An 18,491-nucleotide genomic window follows, 5' to 3' on the forward strand; every position below is an offset into this window, starting at 1 on the left:
CCAGAATAGAATCATCTTCCTGAAATTCCTGAATGTTTAAAGGTGCAAATACAGAAGGTAGTTGACGTGCTTTGGCTTCAGTGTCGATTAATACGGTATTACTTAGTGAGGCATCTTGTAAGACATAGCAAATTATTTTTTTATCCAACTGACTTTTTATATTTTTTTCTAATTCTTCAGTAGTGCCTAAGACTTGAGGCGTCACGATTTTATCGAGGATTTTCTGTGTAAATTGTCGATAGAACCGGCTATAACCCTTATTAGACATTTGATTCCCTAAATCAGTTTTCATTTGATAGATATTGTGTGCAATTGCATAAATAATTACAAATCTTATTGGTGACAATTACGTCATTTAAGTGGTCACGCTTTGGTGAATATTCCCAGCTCAAGATTTTAAAAAGTATGCTCTTTTAGAGTTAAATCGCAACTTAAGTTGTAGAAACACAGCCATAGAAAAACTTATCTTGTCTGCCTAAATGGCTTATGATGAGTGCATGACTTTAAAATCAAAAGACAGCTCAAGGAGTTCAAATGAGTACTGATTCTGCTTTTCCAACACCGAACAATTTAGCTATAGCGGTTTATCCTGATAATGCTGAATCTATTGGCAATACTCCCTTAATTCGCATCAATCGTGCTATTTCATCCGATGCGACCGTATTGGCAAAAATTGAAAGCCGTAATCCGGCATTTTCGGTGAAATGTCGTGTAGGTGCGGCGTTAATTGCAGATGCTGAAGAAAAAGGCTTGCTAAAACCGGGTATGCATATTGTCGAGCCAACCAGTGGTAATACCGGTATTGCACTGGCATTTGTTGCTGCGGCAAAAGGTTATGACATTACCTTAACCATGCCTGCAAGTATGAGTGTTGAACGCCGTAAGGTATTGAAGGCTTTTGGTGCTAATCTGGTGCTGACTGAACCGGCGAAAGGTATGAAAGGCGCAGTAGATGAAGCAGTCCGTTTAGTCAATGAACAGCCGGATGTCTATTTTTTACCACAGCAATTTGAAAATCCAGCCAATCCTAAAATTCATGAACAAACCACAGGTCCTGAAATTTGGGAAGCCACGGACGGTAAAGTCGATATTTTAGTGTCTGGTGTAGGGACGGGCGGTACCATTTCCGGTATTTCACGTTATTTTGAACAGGTTCAAAATCAGCCGCTTTATTCAGTGGCTGTTGAACCTGCGGAATCACCCATTATTGGCCAAGCAAAACGTGGTGAGCCTTTGACTCCTGGACCGCATAAAATTCAGGGCATTGGTGCGAACTTTATTCCGAAAAATCTGGATTTGGATCTAGTGGATGAAGTGATTGCGATTGAAAGTGCGACCGCGGTTGAATGGGCACGCAAAACTGCAACCCAGGAAGGCATTTTAGTAGGTATTTCAAGTGGTGCAGCGATGGCAGCAGCTGCTCAACTGGCAGCACGTCCTGAAAATACCGGTAAAAACATTGTGGTGATTTTACCGGATGCGGGCGAGCGCTATTTATCTTCAGTGTTATTTGAAGATATTTCCGCAGACTAATTGCAGCACGCTTGAAGCTTTGACTTAAATTTGAGGCATTCAGGTTTAAGTCAAACTGTTTGGATGATGCGTCTTTGTGTTGTTGTGATTTTTATTGATAGAATTTATTTTGTAAGATTGAAGTGAAGATTTATTCGCTCGGCCTGTCATTTCGGTATAAATGGACATTGGAAATAGCACCCAAAAAGTAGATGATGTACTACCTCTACAAATTAAAGATTTAGGGATTTGAATCGGTGTTTGAACTCGACTGTAAATTACTCAGCGTTTTTCTCTATATTTATAAATATAAAAGTGTTTCTGTCGCGGCTGAATATCTGGCCATGAGTCAGCCCACAGTCAGTAATATCCTGAATAAAATTCGCCAGCATTATAATGACCCGCTGTTTTTAAGAATTGGCAATGAAATGGTGCCGACAGAACTGTCAAAGCAGCTTTTTCCACTGGTCAGTGAAGCCTTAAGTAAAGTGGAAATTATCAATAATTTCACTGTCGATTTTGACCAGACCACTTCACAGCAGAAATTTACCATTGCCATGACCGATGTGTCTCATCTGGTTTTATTACCGAAGATTTCGCAATATTTAAAACAGCATGCTTCGCATATCCGGTTAAATGTTCGTGCCATTACTTCTGAAACCAGCTATCAAATGGCCAATGGCGAAATTGATCTGGCGATTGGTTTTTTACCCAATCTGGAAAACGGTTTTTATCAGCAAAAACTGTTTGAGCAATATTATGTGGTTATCGCGTCTAAAAATCATCCGCGACTGAGCGAAAACAGTTTAACCACCGAACAATATATCAATGAATCACATATCGATATTGATGCCGGAATGGGGCATTATCATATTGAAAATGAGCTGTTAAATTTAGAATTGAAACGTAATATCTTGATGCGCCTGCCTAGTTATCTGGGCGTTGGACTGGTGGTACAAGAGACTGATGCGATTGCAACTGTACCTTATTATTTAAGTGAGGTGTTATTGTCGCGCGGGAATTTACAGATTTTTGATGCACCGATTACTTTTCCCACCTACGCAGTCAAGCAATATTGGCATATGTCCTGCCATCATAAAACCAGTCATCAATGGCTGCGTCAGATGTGTTATGAATTATTTAGTCAAATGAATGATATAAATGATTCGCCCCATAACATCATTCATCCCTGACCGTATAATATTGAGTCCGATAAATTAAGAAATTTTATCCGGAGTCATGAGGGCCTGATTAATATACAGTTTAATCAGGCGTTCACGTGAACCAATCGATTTTTGGTAATGGGTCGAATTGAGTAACAATGAGGCGCCATAAGTTACCGTCCAGATATAGGATAAATAATCGCGAATCGACATGGCACTATTAAAGGACTTTAGATATTCGTCAGTCATGTCCTTAATTTCAATAATCCGTTCTTCACGCACTTGATAAAGTTGTTCAAATAATTCTTTCAGTTTACGTTCGTTATTGGTTAAGCGTTCTTCAATCACGTGCAATAAAATGGTTCGGTTGGAATTTAGCATGTTGTAGAGCATGTACTGGGATACATAGGTTTTAATATTATTTTTATATTTTTTTGAAATTTCTAATAATCTTTTTTCATTCAAGATAATAAGTTCTAAATAGAGCTGATTCTTGCTTTTAAAATGTTTATAAATGGTGCCTTTGGCAATATCCAGTTCAGATGCAAGTTCTGCAAGGGTAATATCCTGATTATTATCCAGCAACAGTGTTTCTGCCATGGCTAAAATTTTCTCTTTACGTAATTGAAAATTTTGTTGGCGTACCGTATTCATCGTAAGTCCCAGAAAGACATAAAAAAGCAGATTCAACATATACCGATAAAATAAATATGGCAACTCAACTAATGTCTCATGTGAGTAGCAAATTACTGTTTAATTTTATTTATATTCTCAGTGCCATAGCAAGAAATAAAAGTCAATCAATGAGAACCTGAGAGGTCAATAATCATCAATAAAATTCCAATTACCGCATAATTATTTTATTGTCATTTTGCGTTGAAAAAGGGAATCGCCCATAAAACGCAAAGAGCAGATCTGCTGATTTAACCGTATTCATGTGCGTACTTAAGCTTCGGTTTGATGCTGAATGGTTCAGTTTAAAGGGATTTACAGAAACCATGTTTTATTCGTTGCGCATAAGCGTGATGATGAAATAAGTGTTGACCCTCGGGCTGATGAGTAAAGTATTTAAAGCTGATTTTCGCAGCACTCATTTCTCCTCATGAATGTTGAAAACCACGTAAATACCCAGATTTACTCAAAGAGATGTACGTTGGAATACATCCGTTATTTCAGTATAGGTTCTTACAACTTTAAAAAGCACTTCAATATTTTTTAATGCGAAGTCTTCACATAAGGAAAGCAATATGCCTATTTATAACGCACCGCTTAAAGACATGGAATTTATTTTAAATGATGTATTTAAGGCAGATGAATTCTGGCAGGGTAATGAAAACCTTGCTCATTTAGATATGGCAACGGCTAATGCGATTTTAGAGGAAATGGCAAAGTTTTCTAAAAATGTCATTCTGGATTTAAACCGCACGAGTGATGAAGAAGGCGGCGCACAGTTCAATAATGGTGTCGTGACCACACCTAAAGGATTTAAAGAAGCATTTAAACAGTTTGCAGATGGTGGCTGGGTTGGCCTCGGAGCACCTGAGGAATGGGGCGGTCAGGGTATGCCTAAAATGCTGACGGTACTGGCGGATGAAATGATCTGGAGTACCAACCCGTCATTTATGCTGTACCCCTTACTGACGGTGGGTGCAGGTATGGCCATTAATGATCGTGCTTCTCAGGAACAAAAAGAGACTTATCTGCCAAAATTCTACACCGGTGAATGGTCAGGAACCATGTGCTTGACGGAGCCACATGCGGGTACCGATTTGGGTATTATCAAAACCAAGGCCGAACCGAATGCAGATGGTTCCTACAATATTACCGGGACAAAAATCTTTATTACCAGCGGTGAACACGACCTGTGTGAAAACATCATTCATCTGGTACTGGCTAAAACACCGAATGCACCTGCCGGTTCACGCGGTATTTCTCTATTCATCGTACCAAAATTCCATGTCAATGCAGATGGCTCAGTAGGTGAGCGCAATGCAGTCGCTGCGGGTTCTATCGAGCACAAAATGGGAATCAAGGGATCTGCCACTTGCGTGATGAACTTTGATGGTGCGAAAGGTTATATGGTAGGTAACGAAAACGAAGGGCTGGCCGCCATGTTCGTGATGATGAACTACGAACGCTTATCGATGGGCATTCAAGGTATTGGCGCGGCTGAATTCGCCTACCAAAATGCTGCACAATATGCGACCGACCGTTTACAGGGCCGTTCGGCAACTGGTGCAAAAATGCCTGACAAACCGGCGGATTCGATTTTAGTACACGGCGATGTGCGCCGCATGTTGCTAAATGTCCGTGCCAACAACGAAGCTTCACGTGCCTTTGCGGTCTATGTCGGTCAGCAGCTCGACATTACTAAATACTCGACCGATGCTGAAGCTGTACGTAAAGCCAATGACCGTGTTGCACTGTTAACTCCAATTGCAAAAGCCTATTTAACCGACAAGGCCCTTGATTCAAGCCTTGAAGCACAAATGGTGTTTGGCGGTCATGGTTATATTCGTGAATGGGGCATGGAACAATGTATTCGTGACTTGCGTATTTCCCAAATTTACGAAGGCACCAATGGTGTACAAGCCATTGACCTGATTGGCCGTAAGACCATCAAATGCGGTGGCGCATACATTGCCGAATACATTGCCGAAATTCGTGAATTTGCACAAAGTCTTGATGACACATTGTCAATTAAATCTGCTGTACAGGATGCCTGTACACAGGTTGAACAGATTACAGCTTTCATTGTGAACCAGTCCAAAACCTCTCCGGAACTCTCTAATGCGGTGGCAGTGGATTACCTGCATGTTGTGGGATTACTCAGCTTTGTTTATATGTATGCGCGGATTAGCCAGGCTGCTCAACCGAAGAAAGAAAGCTTCTTCCAGAACAAACTGGTGTTGGCAGAGTACTATGTGGCAAAAGTATTACCAGACCTGGCTGCACGTGTACAACGTATTCAGGCGGGTGCCGATCTGGTGATGCAGTTGCCAGAAGAATATTTTACTGCGCAATCTTAAGATGAGCGTTTGGCTTTAACATAGATGGAAATGACATGAGTGGTATCTACAACTCATGTCAAACAACAAGATTGATAAACTAGGATGGACAAAATGATTGTTATTGTAAATGGTGTGCGTACAGCTATGGGTGGTTTCCAGGGCTCACTTTCTTCATGTACAGCGCCAGAATTAGGCGCGGCGGCGATTAAAGAAGTCGTTGCGCGTTCAGGTTTACAGCCTACAGATATTGATGAAGTCATTTTTGGCTGTGTTCTTCCAGCCGGTTTAAAACAGGGTCCGGCGCGCCAGGCTATGCGTCAGGCAGGTTTGCCCGATACGACGGGCGCAACCACAGTAAATAAAATCTGTGGTTCAGGCATGAAAGCGGTGATGCAGGCTGCAGATGCCATTAAAGCCGGTTCTTCAGAGATTGTTGTGGCAGGCGGCATGGAATCGATGAGTAATGCGCCTTATTTGCTCGACAAGGCGCGTGCCGGCCATCGCATGGGACATGGCAAAATTACCGACCACATGTTTCAGGAAGGTCTGGAAGATGCTGAAACTGGTCTTTCTATGGGTATTCTTGCGCAAGATATGGCGGATAAAAAAGGCTATACCCGTGAACAGCAAGATAATTTTGCGATCAGTTCACTGAATAAAGCGGTCACTGCCATCAACAATGGTTATTTTAAAGAAGAAATCGTGCCTGTAACGGTGTCTTCACGTAAAGGCGATGTGGTGGTGGAGCAAGATGAACAACCGCTGAATGCCAAGGCTGATAAAATTCCGACATTGCGTCCTGCATTCAAAAAGGATGGCACCATTACCGCTGCCAATTCCAGCTCGATTTCAGATGGGGCATCGGCATTAGTGCTGACTTCAGAAGAAACGGCGGCAGAACGTGGCTTAAAGCCTCTAGCGAAAATTGTCGCCTATGCCTCTAATTCTCAGCATCCTACAGAATTCAGTATTGCACCGGTAGGCGCAATTGAAAAAGTGTTGAAAAAAGCCGGCTGGGATGCTCAAGAGGTTGATCTTTGGGAAATCAATGAAGCGTTTGCCATGGTCACTATGGCGGCTATGGATGCTTTCAATCTGGATGAAGCAAAAGTGAACATCAATGGCGGCGCTTGCGCATTGGGTCACCCACTCGGTTCATCAGGTTCACGTATTATCGTGACTTTATTGCATGCCTTAAAACGTACTGGTGGTAAAAAAGGCATTGCTGCTTTATGTATCGGCGGTGGTGAGGCAACCGCTGTTGCAGTTGAACTCATTTAAAAAGTCTGCATACAGTCGAGCTTATAAGTAACGAATTGGAATTCGATCAGTAATAACAGCCCCCATTTCAGCACGCCGGGATGGGGGCAAAAATTATGTTTATTTTTGAGATTTTTATTATGAATGGTTTAGATCGCATTCGCTTAGTCTCCCTTCGCGACAAAGTTATGTCTACTGAACAAGCGATTAAATTGATTCAAGACGGTGCTGTAGTTGGTTTAAGTGGTTTTGGTGGTGCAGGTGAGGCAAAAACGGTACCGTTGGCTCTAGCCGAACATGCCAAAGAACATCCATTAAAAATAACGCTGGCGACAGGTGCAAGCCTGGGCAATAAAATTGATGGCCGTTTAAATGAAGCCCATGCGATTGAGCGCCGTTATCCTTATCAGGCTGATCCTGGCTTGCGTAAAGCAATCAATGCTGGCGAAGTCATGTATATCGACCAGCATTTATCTGAAATGGCCGATAACATTCGTCATCACAACTTGCCGCGGATTAATGTTGCGGTGATTGCAGCAACGGCAATTACTGAGGATGGGCAAATCATTCCCACCGGTTCATGTGGAAACTCGGCAAACTTTGTGGAAATGGCAGATCATGTGATTATCGAAATTGACAATACTATTAATCCAGTGCTGGAAGGCGTACATGATATTTATGTACCGAAAGCCCGCCCGAATCGCGCGCCGATTCCCTTGATTCATGCCGGTGACCGGATTGGCACGGTAGGCATTCAGGTCAGTCCGGAAAAAATTTCTGCCATTGTGCTGAACGACATTCCAGATACCTCTTTTAATATGGACGAACCGGATCAGGATACTTTAGCCATTGCCAAACATCTGATTCAATTCTTTGAAGGCGAAGTGGCAGCAGGGCGTTTGCCGCAAAATCTGGGTCCGCTACAGTCGGGTGTGGGTTCAATTGCCAATGCGGTTTTTTCAGGTTTTGAGCATTCCAATTTCCATCATCTGGAAATGTATTCCGAAGTGTTACAGGATTGTACTTTCCAGTTAATTGATTCAGGCAAAATGACCTTTGCTTCAGGCTGTTCAATGACACTGTCTGACTCATGCGCCAAGCATGTGATGCAGAATTTTGAACAATACAAAGACAAGATTGTGCTGCGCCCACAGGAAATATCCAATAATCCGGAAGTGATTCGCCGTTTAGGCATCATCGCCATTAACACCGCACTTGAGTTTGATATTTACGGAAACGTCAATTCGACCCATGTCACCGGTACCAAAATGATGAATGGGATTGGTGGTTCGGGTGATTTTACCCGTCATGCGCATCTGGCCATTTTTGTGACTAAGTCTGTAGCTAAGGGTGGCGCAATTTCTTCAGTCGTGCCAATGGTGAGTCATACCGACCATACCGAACACGACATTGATGTGCTGGTGACAGAAAACGGTCTGGCAGATTTGCGTGGTCTGGCACCGCGTGAACGTGCGCGCAAGATTATTGATATCTGTGCGCATCCAGATTATCGGGCTGCCTTAAATGATTACTTTGATCGTGCTTGCCAGCGTGGTGGACAAACCCCGCATCTTCTTGAAGAAGCCTTGTCCTGGCATGCAAAATTTGAAGAAACCGGAAATATGCATAAAACGGCATAACTGAAATTAAAGGCAGACGAGAGAACCCATCATCCGATGGGTTTTTGCTTTTATGGATAAAATATGGAGAGAATTTTCAAGAAATGACCAAGGCTAGACAGTTTCAATACCGCTGAAACGCTTGCACTACAAGATCTGGCTTAACCTCAATAGCGTTCTTTCTATAATGAGCGCGTCGTAACATTCAGGGTCAAAATTTTGAAATATCTACAATATTTTTCAGGAATCTCATTATTATTGCTATTAACTGCTTGTACCACCGAAGCACCGGATTATCAGGGGACTTGGAAGAATACGCTGGAAAACCCGAAACTTGAAAATGCACTGGTGATTGCCAAAAACGGTGACAATTATTTCTTGACCAATACTTTAAAAGATAAAGAGACCGGTAAAACTGAGAAGAAAAATCCGATGCCTGCTTCGGTTGGCAAAAATGGCTTTCTTGAGGTGAATGCAGGTGCTGGCGTCGTGGATTTTGCAATTGACGAAAAAACTGGCAATCTGGTCGGTTCAGGCTCAGTTTATAAAAAAGTCAAATAAGGGTTACAGCACGATTTACCTAAAAAGCTGCCATGAAAATTTATTCCTCATGGCATCTTTTTTTAGCTGAGGTAATTTAATAACGCTGCAAAATCTTCTACATAATAATTTGCTTTGGCTTTGATCAATTCGCTTTCATGCGCGGAATACTGATCATAAATTGCTGCGACTTCTATATTGGCCAGTTTTGCCGCTTCCACACCTATCAGGGAATCTTCAATAATCAGACATTGTTCAGGCCGTACATCAAAGTGTTGCAGTGCCTTTAAATACACTTCCGGATGCGGCTTGATGTTATCGACACGTTCCCGGGTTAATAATAATGAAAAATCGTTTGTAAAATCAATTTTGCTATTGATGAGTTTGTTATTCTCTTGATAACGCTGAATATTGTACAAACTGGTTGTGGTGGTCAGCGCCAGTTGAATCCCACGTTGTTTCAAGCCCTGAATCAAAATTTCAGCTTGCGGTTTAAGCTCAACCACATGATCCAGAAAATGCCGTGAAATGGCATAACGACGTGACTTCACTTGTTCTTTTGTTAAATTAAAAGCATACAATTCATTCAAATACGCACAATATTCCAGATAGGGATCAGCAGACTGCCGAAACTTATTCAGCTGGGTATCGCGCTGCTGCTGAATACTATGATGATCAATATCAATTTTTGCTAACTGTTGAATCAGGGCTGCGTCGACCTGATTCCAGATGCCTACGGAATCAATTAAGGTTCCATCCAGATCGAAACATACCAGTTTTTTATCTTTAAACATGCCGAAACCATTTTATTGCTGACCGTATTATCAGACTTTAGCTGATGAATAAAAAGTCCAGTTTAGGTGCAAATACGGCATCGGATTTCGATTTCACAACTAGGATGACCTTTTTTTGCTCATTTTAAGTATTACAAGTATGGTAAATCGTAATACTGTTTTGGCACAGCCTTTGCATTAACTCTGTCATAGACAAAGTGATCTAGGGTTCCGATACATGAATATTCATGTAGGTCTGCGACCGAGAGTTCACGGCTTAAGTGTCAAACTCAAGCTACACGGAGGGATAAAAGCCCGGGAGGTAAACCGTTAAAAGATTGGGATAGATGTATATGAGCACAATAACTTATCACGAAGATCAAGTCCTTTGGACTGAACGTTTACCGGGTGGACACCACTGGTCAGCACGCATTCAGCGTGGCGCAGTATTACAACTCAAATCCTTAGGTGCAAATGCCAATGTTTCACTGTTCTGTGTGAATAGCGAAGACAAGCTTGAAGCCTATAACATGCCAGACAGCTTAAAAGGACAACATACCGCATTTTTAAGCACAGCGCATATTTTAGCCTCTGATCTTGGGCGCGCGATGATTTCCATTGTCAAAGATGATCACGGTTGGAACGATGCCTTTTGTGCACCAAGTACCGCACAGCAAATTGAATCACAATTCGGGACTCAAACTTTCCAAGATGCGCGAAACGACATGTACCGAAATGGCAAAGACAGCTTACTTTTAGAGATGACCAAATTCGGTTTATCTGCTACTGATTTAAGTAATACCTTAAATCTATTTTCTAAAGTTCAACCGGATGACAACGGTAATTTAAGTTATGTCGCATCTGACAATACCGATCAGGTAATTGAACTACGTTTTGAAATGGATTGTTTGGTGTTTTTATCAAGCGCGCCACATGCCTTAGACAATTCGACTGAATATGCACCTGCCGATATTCAACTGTCACTGTTTAAAGCACTGCCTTTAGGCGACACTGACGTGTGCCGTGATTCATGCCCGCAAAATCAGCGTGCATTCCAAAATAATAACCGCTACTACGCATTAAGCGCTTAATTGGGGGAATACATCATGACAGCATTAGTAAACCTAGAAAAATCTGTGTTAAGTGAAATATGTCCTGCCGGTGAAGCGTGGATGTGCGAAGTCAAAAAAGGGCAGTATTTCCGTATTGTTGATCTTGAAGGCAACCAAGCGGTCGATACTTTATTTATTTCAGCACATAACCCTGAAGAGCGTTATAGCGCAACCGATACTTTGGTGATGAACCGTCAAATTTATTTAGAAAAAGGTACGAGCTTATATACCAACTTTGGTAATAAAATTGCCACTATTCATGATGATAACTGTGGTCGCCACGATACCTTAGGCGGTGCATGTTCATGTGAAAGTAACACGGTACGTTATGCCCATGACAAATACCCAATGCACAGTTGCCGTAACAATTTCATGATTGCGCTGTCGCAACTTCCGATTGCCAAAAAGCATGGGCTGAATGTCCGTCATATCGGTCCAAATATTAACTTCTTTATGAATGTACCTGTCACTTCAGATGGTCATCTTAAATTTGATGATGGTATTTCTGCACCGGGGAAATATGTCGAAATCAAAGCTGAAATGGATTTAATCGTGCTGATCTCAAACTGCCCACAACTGAATAACCCATGTAATGCCTATAACCCAACAAAAATTCAACTGATTGTCCGTGAAGGCGAGGAATAAGACTATGACTTTAAAATCAGGGTTTAGTAAAGTTCTCATCGCCAACCGTGGTGCAATCGCGTGTCGTGTTATTCGTACCCTTAAAAAACTCGGCATCCAATCGGTTGCGGTGTATTCAGAAGCCGACCGTGATTCATTGCATGTCACTTTAGCCGATGAAGCGGTATTCATTGGTGATGCACCTGCAAGTCAAAGCTATCTTAATGTCGATAAAATTTTAGAAGTGGCAAAACAGACGGGTGCACAAGCGATTCACCCAGGTTATGGCTTCCTGTCTGAAAATGCAGAATTCTGTAATCTGTGTGAAGCGCAAGGCATTGTGTTCTTAGGACCAAATGCGGAACAGATGAAAGCCTTTGGTTTAAAACACACGGCACGTGAGCTTGCAATTCAAGCCAATGTACCGTTATTGCCGGGTAGTCTGTTATTGGCTGATGAAGCTGAAGCATTACTTGAAGCGGAACGTATTGGCTATCCTGTGATGCTGAAAAGTACCGCAGGCGGTGGTGGTATTGGTATGCGTTTGGTTTGGAATGCGGAAGAACTAAAAGATGCTTATGCAACCGTGTCCTATTTAGCCCAAGCAAACTTTAAAGATGCAGGTTTGTACCTCGAGAAATTTGTTCAAAATGCCCGTCATATCGAAGTGCAAATCTTTGGTGATGGCAATGGTTTAGTCTTAGCTTTAGGTGAACGTGATTGTTCGGTGCAACGTCGTAACCAAAAAGTGATTGAGGAAACACCTGCGCCACATATTAATGATGAGCAACGTGCGTATCTTCAAAACGTGGCGATTCAATTGATGCAATCGGTGAATTATCGCTCGGCAGGTACAGTTGAATTTGTGATGGATACCGACACGCAAGAATTCTATTTCTTGGAAGTGAATACTCGTCTACAAGTGGAACATGGTGTCACTGAGCAAGTCTTTGGTGTCGATCTAGTGGAATGGATGGTGACTTTAGGCAGTGGTGATTGGGTTGCGCCAACATCAGCTTTGGAATCAAAAGGTCATTCAATTCAAGTGCGTCTCTATGCCGAAGATCCAATCAAAAATTTCCAACCAAGTGCCGGGCTTTTAACACATGTCGAATTTGATGCCAATGCCCGTAATGAAACGTGGGTAGAAACAGGCTCAAACGTTTCATCTTTCTATGATCCCATGATTGCCAAAATCATTGTGACTGCAGAGGGTCGTGAATCGGCAATCCAAGCAATGACCGACACGCTGGCTAAAACCCAAGTGGCGGGCATTGAAACCAACCTTGAATATCTACAAAACATTATCGACTGTGATGTATTTAAAGCCGGTACGCAAGCCACACGCTTCTTAAATACCTTTGAGTGGAAAACCCAAAAGATTGAAGTCTTACAAGCCGGCATTCAAACCGCCGTGCAAGATGTCACAGGTCGTTTGGGCTACTGGGATGTTGGTGTTCCGCCATCAGGTGCGATTGATCCGCTGTCTTTAAATGTCGCAAACCAACTGTTAGGCAATGCACCGAATACCGCAGGTTTGGAATGTACGCTTCAAGGGCCAAGTTTAAAATTCCATTGTGATAGCCAAATCGTGCTTGCAGGTGGTGATATGCCATCGACTTTGGATGGCGTGGCTGTACCAATGTGGCAAACCGTAAATGTGCGTAAAGGTCAGGTACTCAAATGTGGCAAGATTGCGACAGGTTGCCGTACCTATATCGGCATTAAAGGCGGTCTAAATGTGCCTGAATATTTAGGCTCACAAGCGACTTTCACTTTAGGTCAGTTTGGCGGTCATGCAGGTCGTAACTTGTTGATTGGCGATATGCTTCCAATCACGGCATTTACGTCAAGTGAAGTAAATGCATTAAGTGAAAATCAAATCCCGACATTCTCAAACACTTGGGAAATTGCGGTGATGTACGGTCCACATGGTGCGCCTGATTTCTTTACCAAAAACGATATTGATACTTTCTTTGCCAACGAGTTTGAAATTCACTTTAACTCAAGCCGTACTGGTATCCGTTTGATTGGACCAAAACCTGAGTGGGCACGTCAAGACGGTGGTGAAGCAGGTCTGCATCCATCCAATATTCATGACAATGCCTATGCCATTGGTGCGATCGACTTCACAGGAGATATGCCAATTATCTTAGGTCCAGATGGTCCAAGTTTGGGTGGTTTCGTCTGTCCTGCGGTGGTGATCAATTCTGAACTTTGGAAACTCGGTCAGCTTAAAGCAGGCGATAAAGTCAAATTTGTGCCTGTGAGTTATCATCAAGCGAAATTACTCAATGAAAAATATCATGCTCAATTAACTGCTCGAGATACGCAAGCGGTTACTTTTGATGAATCGTTCTATCCTGAAATTAGCACGCTGAAATCTGCCATTTTAGATACCTTAAAAGGTCAAAATGGTACGCCTGATGTGGTGTATCGTCCTGCCGGCAACAACTATATGTTGGTGGAGTATGGCGAATTGGTGCTTGATTTAAACCTACGTTTCCGTATTCATGCGCTGATGCAATGGGTTAAAGATCAAAATATTCAGGGCATTATTGACCTGACACCGGGCATTCGTTCACTACAAATTCATTTTGATTCGACTCAGCTCGATCAGATTGATTTATTGCGTATGCTTCAAGTTGCAGAAGAACAATTGCCTGATGTGACCGAGATGCAAGTGCCATCACGTACCGTGTATTTACCGCTAGCATGGGAAGATTCACAAACCCAACTTGCCACTGAGCGTTATATGCAAACCGTGCGCCCTGATGCACCATGGTGTCCGGATAATATCGAATTTATCCGTCGTATTAATGGCTTAAAAGACAAACAAGCCGTAAAAGATGTGGTCTATAACGCGAGTTATTTGGTCATGGGCTTGGGCGATGTGTATTTGGGGGCGCCTGTGGCAACGCCACTTGATCCGCGTCAGCGTTTAGTCACCACCAAATATAACCCTGCACGGACATGGACACCTGAAAATGCTGTGGGCATTGGTGGTGCCTATATGTGCGTATACGGTATGGAAGGACCAGGCGGTTATCAGTTTGTGGGTCGTACTTCGCAAATGTGGTCACGCTACCGTAAAAACCCTGACTTTGAGCAAGGTATGCCGTGGTTATTACGCTTCTTTGACCAAATTAAGTTTTATGAAGTGTCTGAGTCCGAGTTGATGCAGATGCGTGAGGACTTTAAAGCAGGTCGTTTAAAACTACGCATTGAAGAAGGTGTACTCAACCTTAAAGAATACAATGACTTCTTAATCCAAAACCAAGAATCCATTTCTGCTTTTAAAGCAGTGCAACAAGCCAACTTTGATGCAGAACGTAAACGTTGGCATGAAGCAGGGCTTGCAGAATATGTGTCTGAAAGTCTGGATGCTGTAGATGATGGTGAAGGGGTTGAAGTGCCTGAAGGTGGTTGTGCGGTCGAATCGCATATGCCGGGTTCAATTTGGAAAATTGAATGTCAGTCGGGCGATATTGTGGAAGAAGGTGCAACGCTCGCGGTGATTGAAGCGATGAAGATTGAGATTCCAATTATTGCGCCTGAGCGTATGCGTGTGGATGCGATTACCATTGAAAAAGGGCAAACGGTGAAAACGGGGCAGGTGTTGTTTACGTTGGCGCCAGTGGCTTGATTAGATAAAAGAAAAAAGACCGCTTAGGCGGTCTTTTTATTTGGTAAAGGATTTTCTGCAATGATGTGTTCGAATATTTTTTCGCATAATTTTTTAGCAGAATCAGTTAACTCCCAGTCTATATGATCCATTAAAGTTAAAACTAAGCGACAAAATTTAAGCTTTTCTTTAATCGTCCCTGATTGATCAGCAAAGCATTTTTTAGGTTTATCATCGGAAGTTCTAGGATTTCCATCTTTAATTTGATCATCAATAATTTTTCCAATTCCATTTTTAACGTGGAAATAATCTTTAGACTCATCCAATTTAGAAATATCAAAACCATCCTTTGAATCTGATTGCATACCATCTATTGATAAATAATTAGCAAGAGTATCTTTTAATTCAATGTTATTAGCAAAAGTTTCCCCTAAACCTAAATATTTAGTGCGGCAAGCATGATAAATAATATTTGAAGATAATGTATTTTCGGTTTCTTTACATTCTAAAAGAAAGAATTTGTCACCGAGTTTTTCTTCTAATAATTGAACTCTGTTACCTTTATTTTGAATATCTCCATCAGCTATAAGTAATACACTACTTGTTGTTAAAAGAGCATTTAATCCACGATCATCCAAGTGATCCGTGAATTCATCACTGAAATCCCAATGAGTTAAATTACTGCCTGCATATTCCACAAATGTATAGTGATAATTAGGCATTAACCGTTGAATATCCGATGATCTGAATTTATATAAGCTAAGTTGATTCGGTTGGTCGTTGTTTGCGAGACCTTCCTCTTTTTTCACCACTTCTAAATATTTCTGCATATATTTAGTGATATAGAGCCGATCTGTAATACCTTCAATCCAAATCGTACAGTTAGCCAAATAAACAGAAGATGGACGTACACCTAATGAAGCAAGTAAGTCACGATCACGGTCACAACGATAAATTTTAAACTCAAATTCGTTAGACGAACCTTGTTTTGGTTGTTTCACAAATTTTTGAATCATTACTTGGTCAGATTCATCCGCCATATCAAGTAAGTGATTTGAATGTGTAGTAAAGAAATAATAATGTGGTGTTTCGTTTAAGTAGAAATTCATCAATTGACGAACCATACCTGCGTGCATATGAAGCTCGGGTTCTTCGATAAAGAAAGCATGGGTTTTATCTTCATGAATAAATGCTTCATATGTCAAAATAATGGCTTGTTGTAGACCATCACCTAAATTATAGATTGCGAATTGATCGTCATTGCCTATTTTAATATGAACAACATCAATTTCATTTCCATATTCATCTTTACCAAATTTAGGAATTAAAGTGACAGGTTCGTTATCAAAAAAATATTGGCTCAATTTTTCTTGATAAACTTTAATTAGTTCACGTTGCTTTGGTTCACCTAGTAGATGGACTTTTAGTTCATAATATAGGCGCTCTCCTGTAACTATATTGTCCTTATTAAATTTATTTGGGTTTTTGAAATAGTCTTTTTGGGCACGTTCAATATAAGGATATTTACCTTCTGAGTCTGTAACAGGGCGCATACCACGTAGAATTGGTATATAAAATTTAGGTTGTATGAAAATCGGATGTAATTCTTGTTGAACTTCTTGGGTGAAATGCTGTGTAGCTAATCGGGTATTGTTATTTGAATATAATTCTCCCAATTTACCTAATTGACGTAGACTTTCTAGAGCATTTGAAAATTGATTAACTACTGATCCAATATTACTTGGTCTAATATCTGAAATATATGATACAAACTGATTGAAATGTGGATTATTGTTTGTATAAACACCTGAAAAATCTTTTTTATACTTGCTTATTTTTCTAAATTGTAAAGAATTATACAATTGTTGTCCTTTATCAGTTATAAATAATCCTCTTAAAAATCGGCTTTTCCCAGCATTATTCTTACCGATAAAAAAATTTAATCTTTTAATTTCTATAATTTCATCGTAATTAGTTTCAGTATCATTGTTTGAACTATAGTCTTCTAAATTTTCAGCCCAATAGTATAATTTTTCTGTCATAAATTTCTTCTAAGCATTCTATTATTATACTTATGATTTTATAGAAAAATAATTTTATTTAGAATATAAAAAATCAGTACTTATTAAAGAAAAACTATCTTTCGGCGGCTTTTTTTCTTAAATGCTCTTGCTACCCAAAAACCAAGAGTGGATCAAAGAAGAATTAATATAGCCACCCTTTGATGCACTAGTGAACCTGAATGGTGCAATCTGGTACATTTTTTAGGCATTTTAAAGATGGATAAATCATCCTCATTCTTTCTACCTATGCTTATGTAGCTCATTTCTCTTTCATTCTGACCAAATCCACTTAATTTTATATTGTGGCACGCTTAATGCTTTTATTTATATACAACATAAATAGAGGAGAGCAATACACTTGATCACTCAATCACAGACATCGGTTAACCATGCATGTATAAAAACAATAGCAAGGACATGAGCAAGAAAAATGGAATAAACCGGTGAAATAATCAACTAACTCTACTTTCAAGCAAGCCCCATCTCAATGTTATGGGGCTTTTTTTTGCCATTTCATTCCGGTTTATTCGCCAAGCCCAAATAACTAAAAATTGGCACGCATTCTGCATTTGTTTAAGTAATACAAAACATAATTTTCGTAATACTTAAGGAGATGCACATGAATACGGTTCAAGCTAAAAAAAACCTGCATCCGTTTAAAAAATTCCTGATCGAATTATTCAGCGTACGTGCTGGTTTATACATCAAACAAGACCTGACTTTTAAAGGATCAAACCGTGCCTAAACAAAAATTGGCACGAATCAGTGTGACTGTGCCGGAATCGACCTTGGCTGCTTTAGATCAGCGCATTGTTGAAGAACACTATGAAAACCGTTCTCAGGCCATTGTCGACATGATCAACAAGCACCTGATTGAAGACCTGGAACAGCGCAATGAAGTGATGGTAGGGACTTTAACCTTGTTATATGACGTGAGTTTAAAAGCGCTTCGGACACAATTAATTGATTTGCAACAACAGTTTTTAAGTCAGGTGATCAGTTCACTGCATATTCAGCTAGATGACAACAAGGTGATGGAAGTCATGCTGATACAGGGCTTGAGCTCAGATCTCAAACACATTGGCCAGCAATTTACCGCATTAAAAGGGGTCATTAAAGGCCATCTGGAATTAATGGATGCCGTCATGCCTCCTATTCCACAAAATGAAAATAAAGCAGGAGTTTAGCC

General features: G+C 40.9%; 14 protein-coding genes, 1 pseudogene and 1 riboswitch. Of the genes and pseudogenes, 11 read left to right on the forward strand and 4 right to left on the reverse strand.

Annotation, left to right across the window (positions count from 1 at the left end; genetic code table 11):
* Positions 1–268 (reverse strand): annotated as a pseudogene (locus tag B2Y23_RS01770) (glycerol-3-phosphate 1-O-acyltransferase PlsB); the annotation flags it as partial.
* Positions 269–534: 266 nt separating this feature from the next.
* Here B2Y23_RS01770 and cysK point away from each other — a divergent pair.
* Together cysK and B2Y23_RS01780 are read left to right on the forward strand one after the other, a co-directional pair.
* Positions 535–1,533: a cysteine synthase A gene (gene cysK, locus B2Y23_RS01775; RefSeq protein WP_291368649.1), complete on the forward strand. Its 999-nt coding sequence runs from the start codon at positions 535–537 to the stop codon at positions 1,531–1,533.
* Positions 1,534–1,769: 236 nt separating this feature from the next.
* Positions 1,770–2,705 carry a LysR substrate-binding domain-containing protein gene (locus B2Y23_RS01780; protein ID WP_291368651.1) on the forward strand — a complete coding sequence of 312 codons (936 nt, stop codon included), beginning with the start codon at positions 1,770–1,772 and terminating at the stop codon, positions 2,703–2,705.
* A 24-nt stretch (positions 2,706–2,729) separates the two neighbouring features.
* Here B2Y23_RS01780 and B2Y23_RS01785 read toward each other — a convergent pair whose 3' ends face one another.
* Complete coding sequence (locus B2Y23_RS01785; protein WP_291354524.1) at positions 2,730–3,329, reverse strand: TetR/AcrR family transcriptional regulator; 600 nt, start codon at positions 3,327–3,329, stop codon at positions 2,730–2,732.
* A 593-nt stretch (positions 3,330–3,922) separates the two neighbouring features.
* On the opposite strand from B2Y23_RS01785, the gene B2Y23_RS01790 reads away from it, so the two are divergent.
* From B2Y23_RS01790 to B2Y23_RS01805, 4 genes are all read left to right on the forward strand, one after another.
* On the forward strand, positions 3,923–5,704 hold the full coding sequence (locus B2Y23_RS01790; RefSeq protein WP_291368653.1) for an acyl-CoA dehydrogenase C-terminal domain-containing protein: 1,782 nt from the start codon (positions 3,923–3,925) through the stop codon (positions 5,702–5,704).
* A gap of 93 nt (positions 5,705–5,797) precedes the next feature.
* Positions 5,798–6,967 (forward strand): thiolase family protein, encoded by a 1,170-nt coding sequence (locus tag B2Y23_RS01795; protein ID WP_291354526.1) that lies wholly within the window; start codon positions 5,798–5,800, stop codon positions 6,965–6,967.
* A 119-nt stretch (positions 6,968–7,086) separates the two neighbouring features.
* Positions 7,087–8,586, forward strand: a complete 1,500-nt coding sequence (locus B2Y23_RS01800; RefSeq protein ID WP_291368655.1) for a succinate CoA transferase — start codon at positions 7,087–7,089, stop codon at positions 8,584–8,586.
* Between the two features lie 198 nt (positions 8,587–8,784).
* Entirely contained in the window at positions 8,785–9,126 is a 342-nt protein-coding gene (locus B2Y23_RS01805; protein ID WP_291368657.1) for a hypothetical protein, read from the forward strand.
* A 62-nt stretch (positions 9,127–9,188) separates the two neighbouring features.
* Here B2Y23_RS01805 and B2Y23_RS01810 read toward each other — a convergent pair whose 3' ends face one another.
* Positions 9,189–9,899, reverse strand: a complete 711-nt coding sequence (locus B2Y23_RS01810) for an HAD family hydrolase (RefSeq protein ID WP_291368659.1) — start codon at positions 9,897–9,899, stop codon at positions 9,189–9,191.
* A 191-nt stretch (positions 9,900–10,090) separates the two neighbouring features.
* Positions 10,091–10,202, forward strand: a riboswitch (guanidine-I (ykkC/yxkD leader).
* A gap of 29 nt (positions 10,203–10,231) precedes the next feature.
* Here B2Y23_RS01810 and B2Y23_RS01815 point away from each other — a divergent pair.
* From B2Y23_RS01815 to uca, 3 genes are read left to right on the forward strand one after another with little or no spacing between them, the layout of a single operon-like run.
* Positions 10,232–10,969 (forward strand): urea amidolyase associated protein UAAP1, encoded by a 738-nt coding sequence (locus B2Y23_RS01815; protein WP_291368661.1) that lies wholly within the window; start codon positions 10,232–10,234, stop codon positions 10,967–10,969.
* A 15-nt stretch (positions 10,970–10,984) separates the two neighbouring features.
* On the forward strand, positions 10,985–11,635 hold the full coding sequence (locus B2Y23_RS01820; protein ID WP_291368663.1) for an urea amidolyase associated protein UAAP2: 651 nt from the start codon (positions 10,985–10,987) through the stop codon (positions 11,633–11,635).
* Between the two features lie 4 nt (positions 11,636–11,639).
* Positions 11,640–15,260, forward strand: coding sequence for an urea carboxylase (uca, locus tag B2Y23_RS01825; protein ID WP_291368665.1), 3,621 nt, complete (start codon positions 11,640–11,642; stop codon positions 15,258–15,260).
* A gap of 23 nt (positions 15,261–15,283) precedes the next feature.
* Here the strand turns inward: uca and B2Y23_RS01830 are convergent, their stop codons facing one another.
* A complete protein-coding gene (locus B2Y23_RS01830) occupies positions 15,284–17,281 on the reverse strand; it encodes an AAA family ATPase (protein WP_291368667.1) in 1,998 nt (665 codons plus the stop codon).
* Positions 17,282–17,921: 640 nt separating this feature from the next.
* Here B2Y23_RS01830 and B2Y23_RS01835 point away from each other — a divergent pair.
* Both B2Y23_RS01835 and B2Y23_RS01840 read left to right on the forward strand, forming a co-directional pair.
* Positions 17,922–18,047, forward strand: coding sequence for a hypothetical protein (locus B2Y23_RS01835; RefSeq protein WP_291368669.1), 126 nt, complete (start codon positions 17,922–17,924; stop codon positions 18,045–18,047).
* Positions 18,040–18,489, forward strand: coding sequence for a CopG family ribbon-helix-helix protein (locus tag B2Y23_RS01840; RefSeq protein ID WP_291368671.1), 450 nt, complete (start codon positions 18,040–18,042; stop codon positions 18,487–18,489). Before B2Y23_RS01835 ends, B2Y23_RS01840 begins: the two co-directional genes overlap by 8 nt.
* The last annotated feature ends 2 nt before the right edge of the window (positions 18,490–18,491 follow it).

It is taken from the genome of Acinetobacter sp. UBA5934 (assembly GCF_002430855.1).
GTDB lineage: Bacteria > Pseudomonadota > Gammaproteobacteria > Pseudomonadales > Moraxellaceae > Acinetobacter.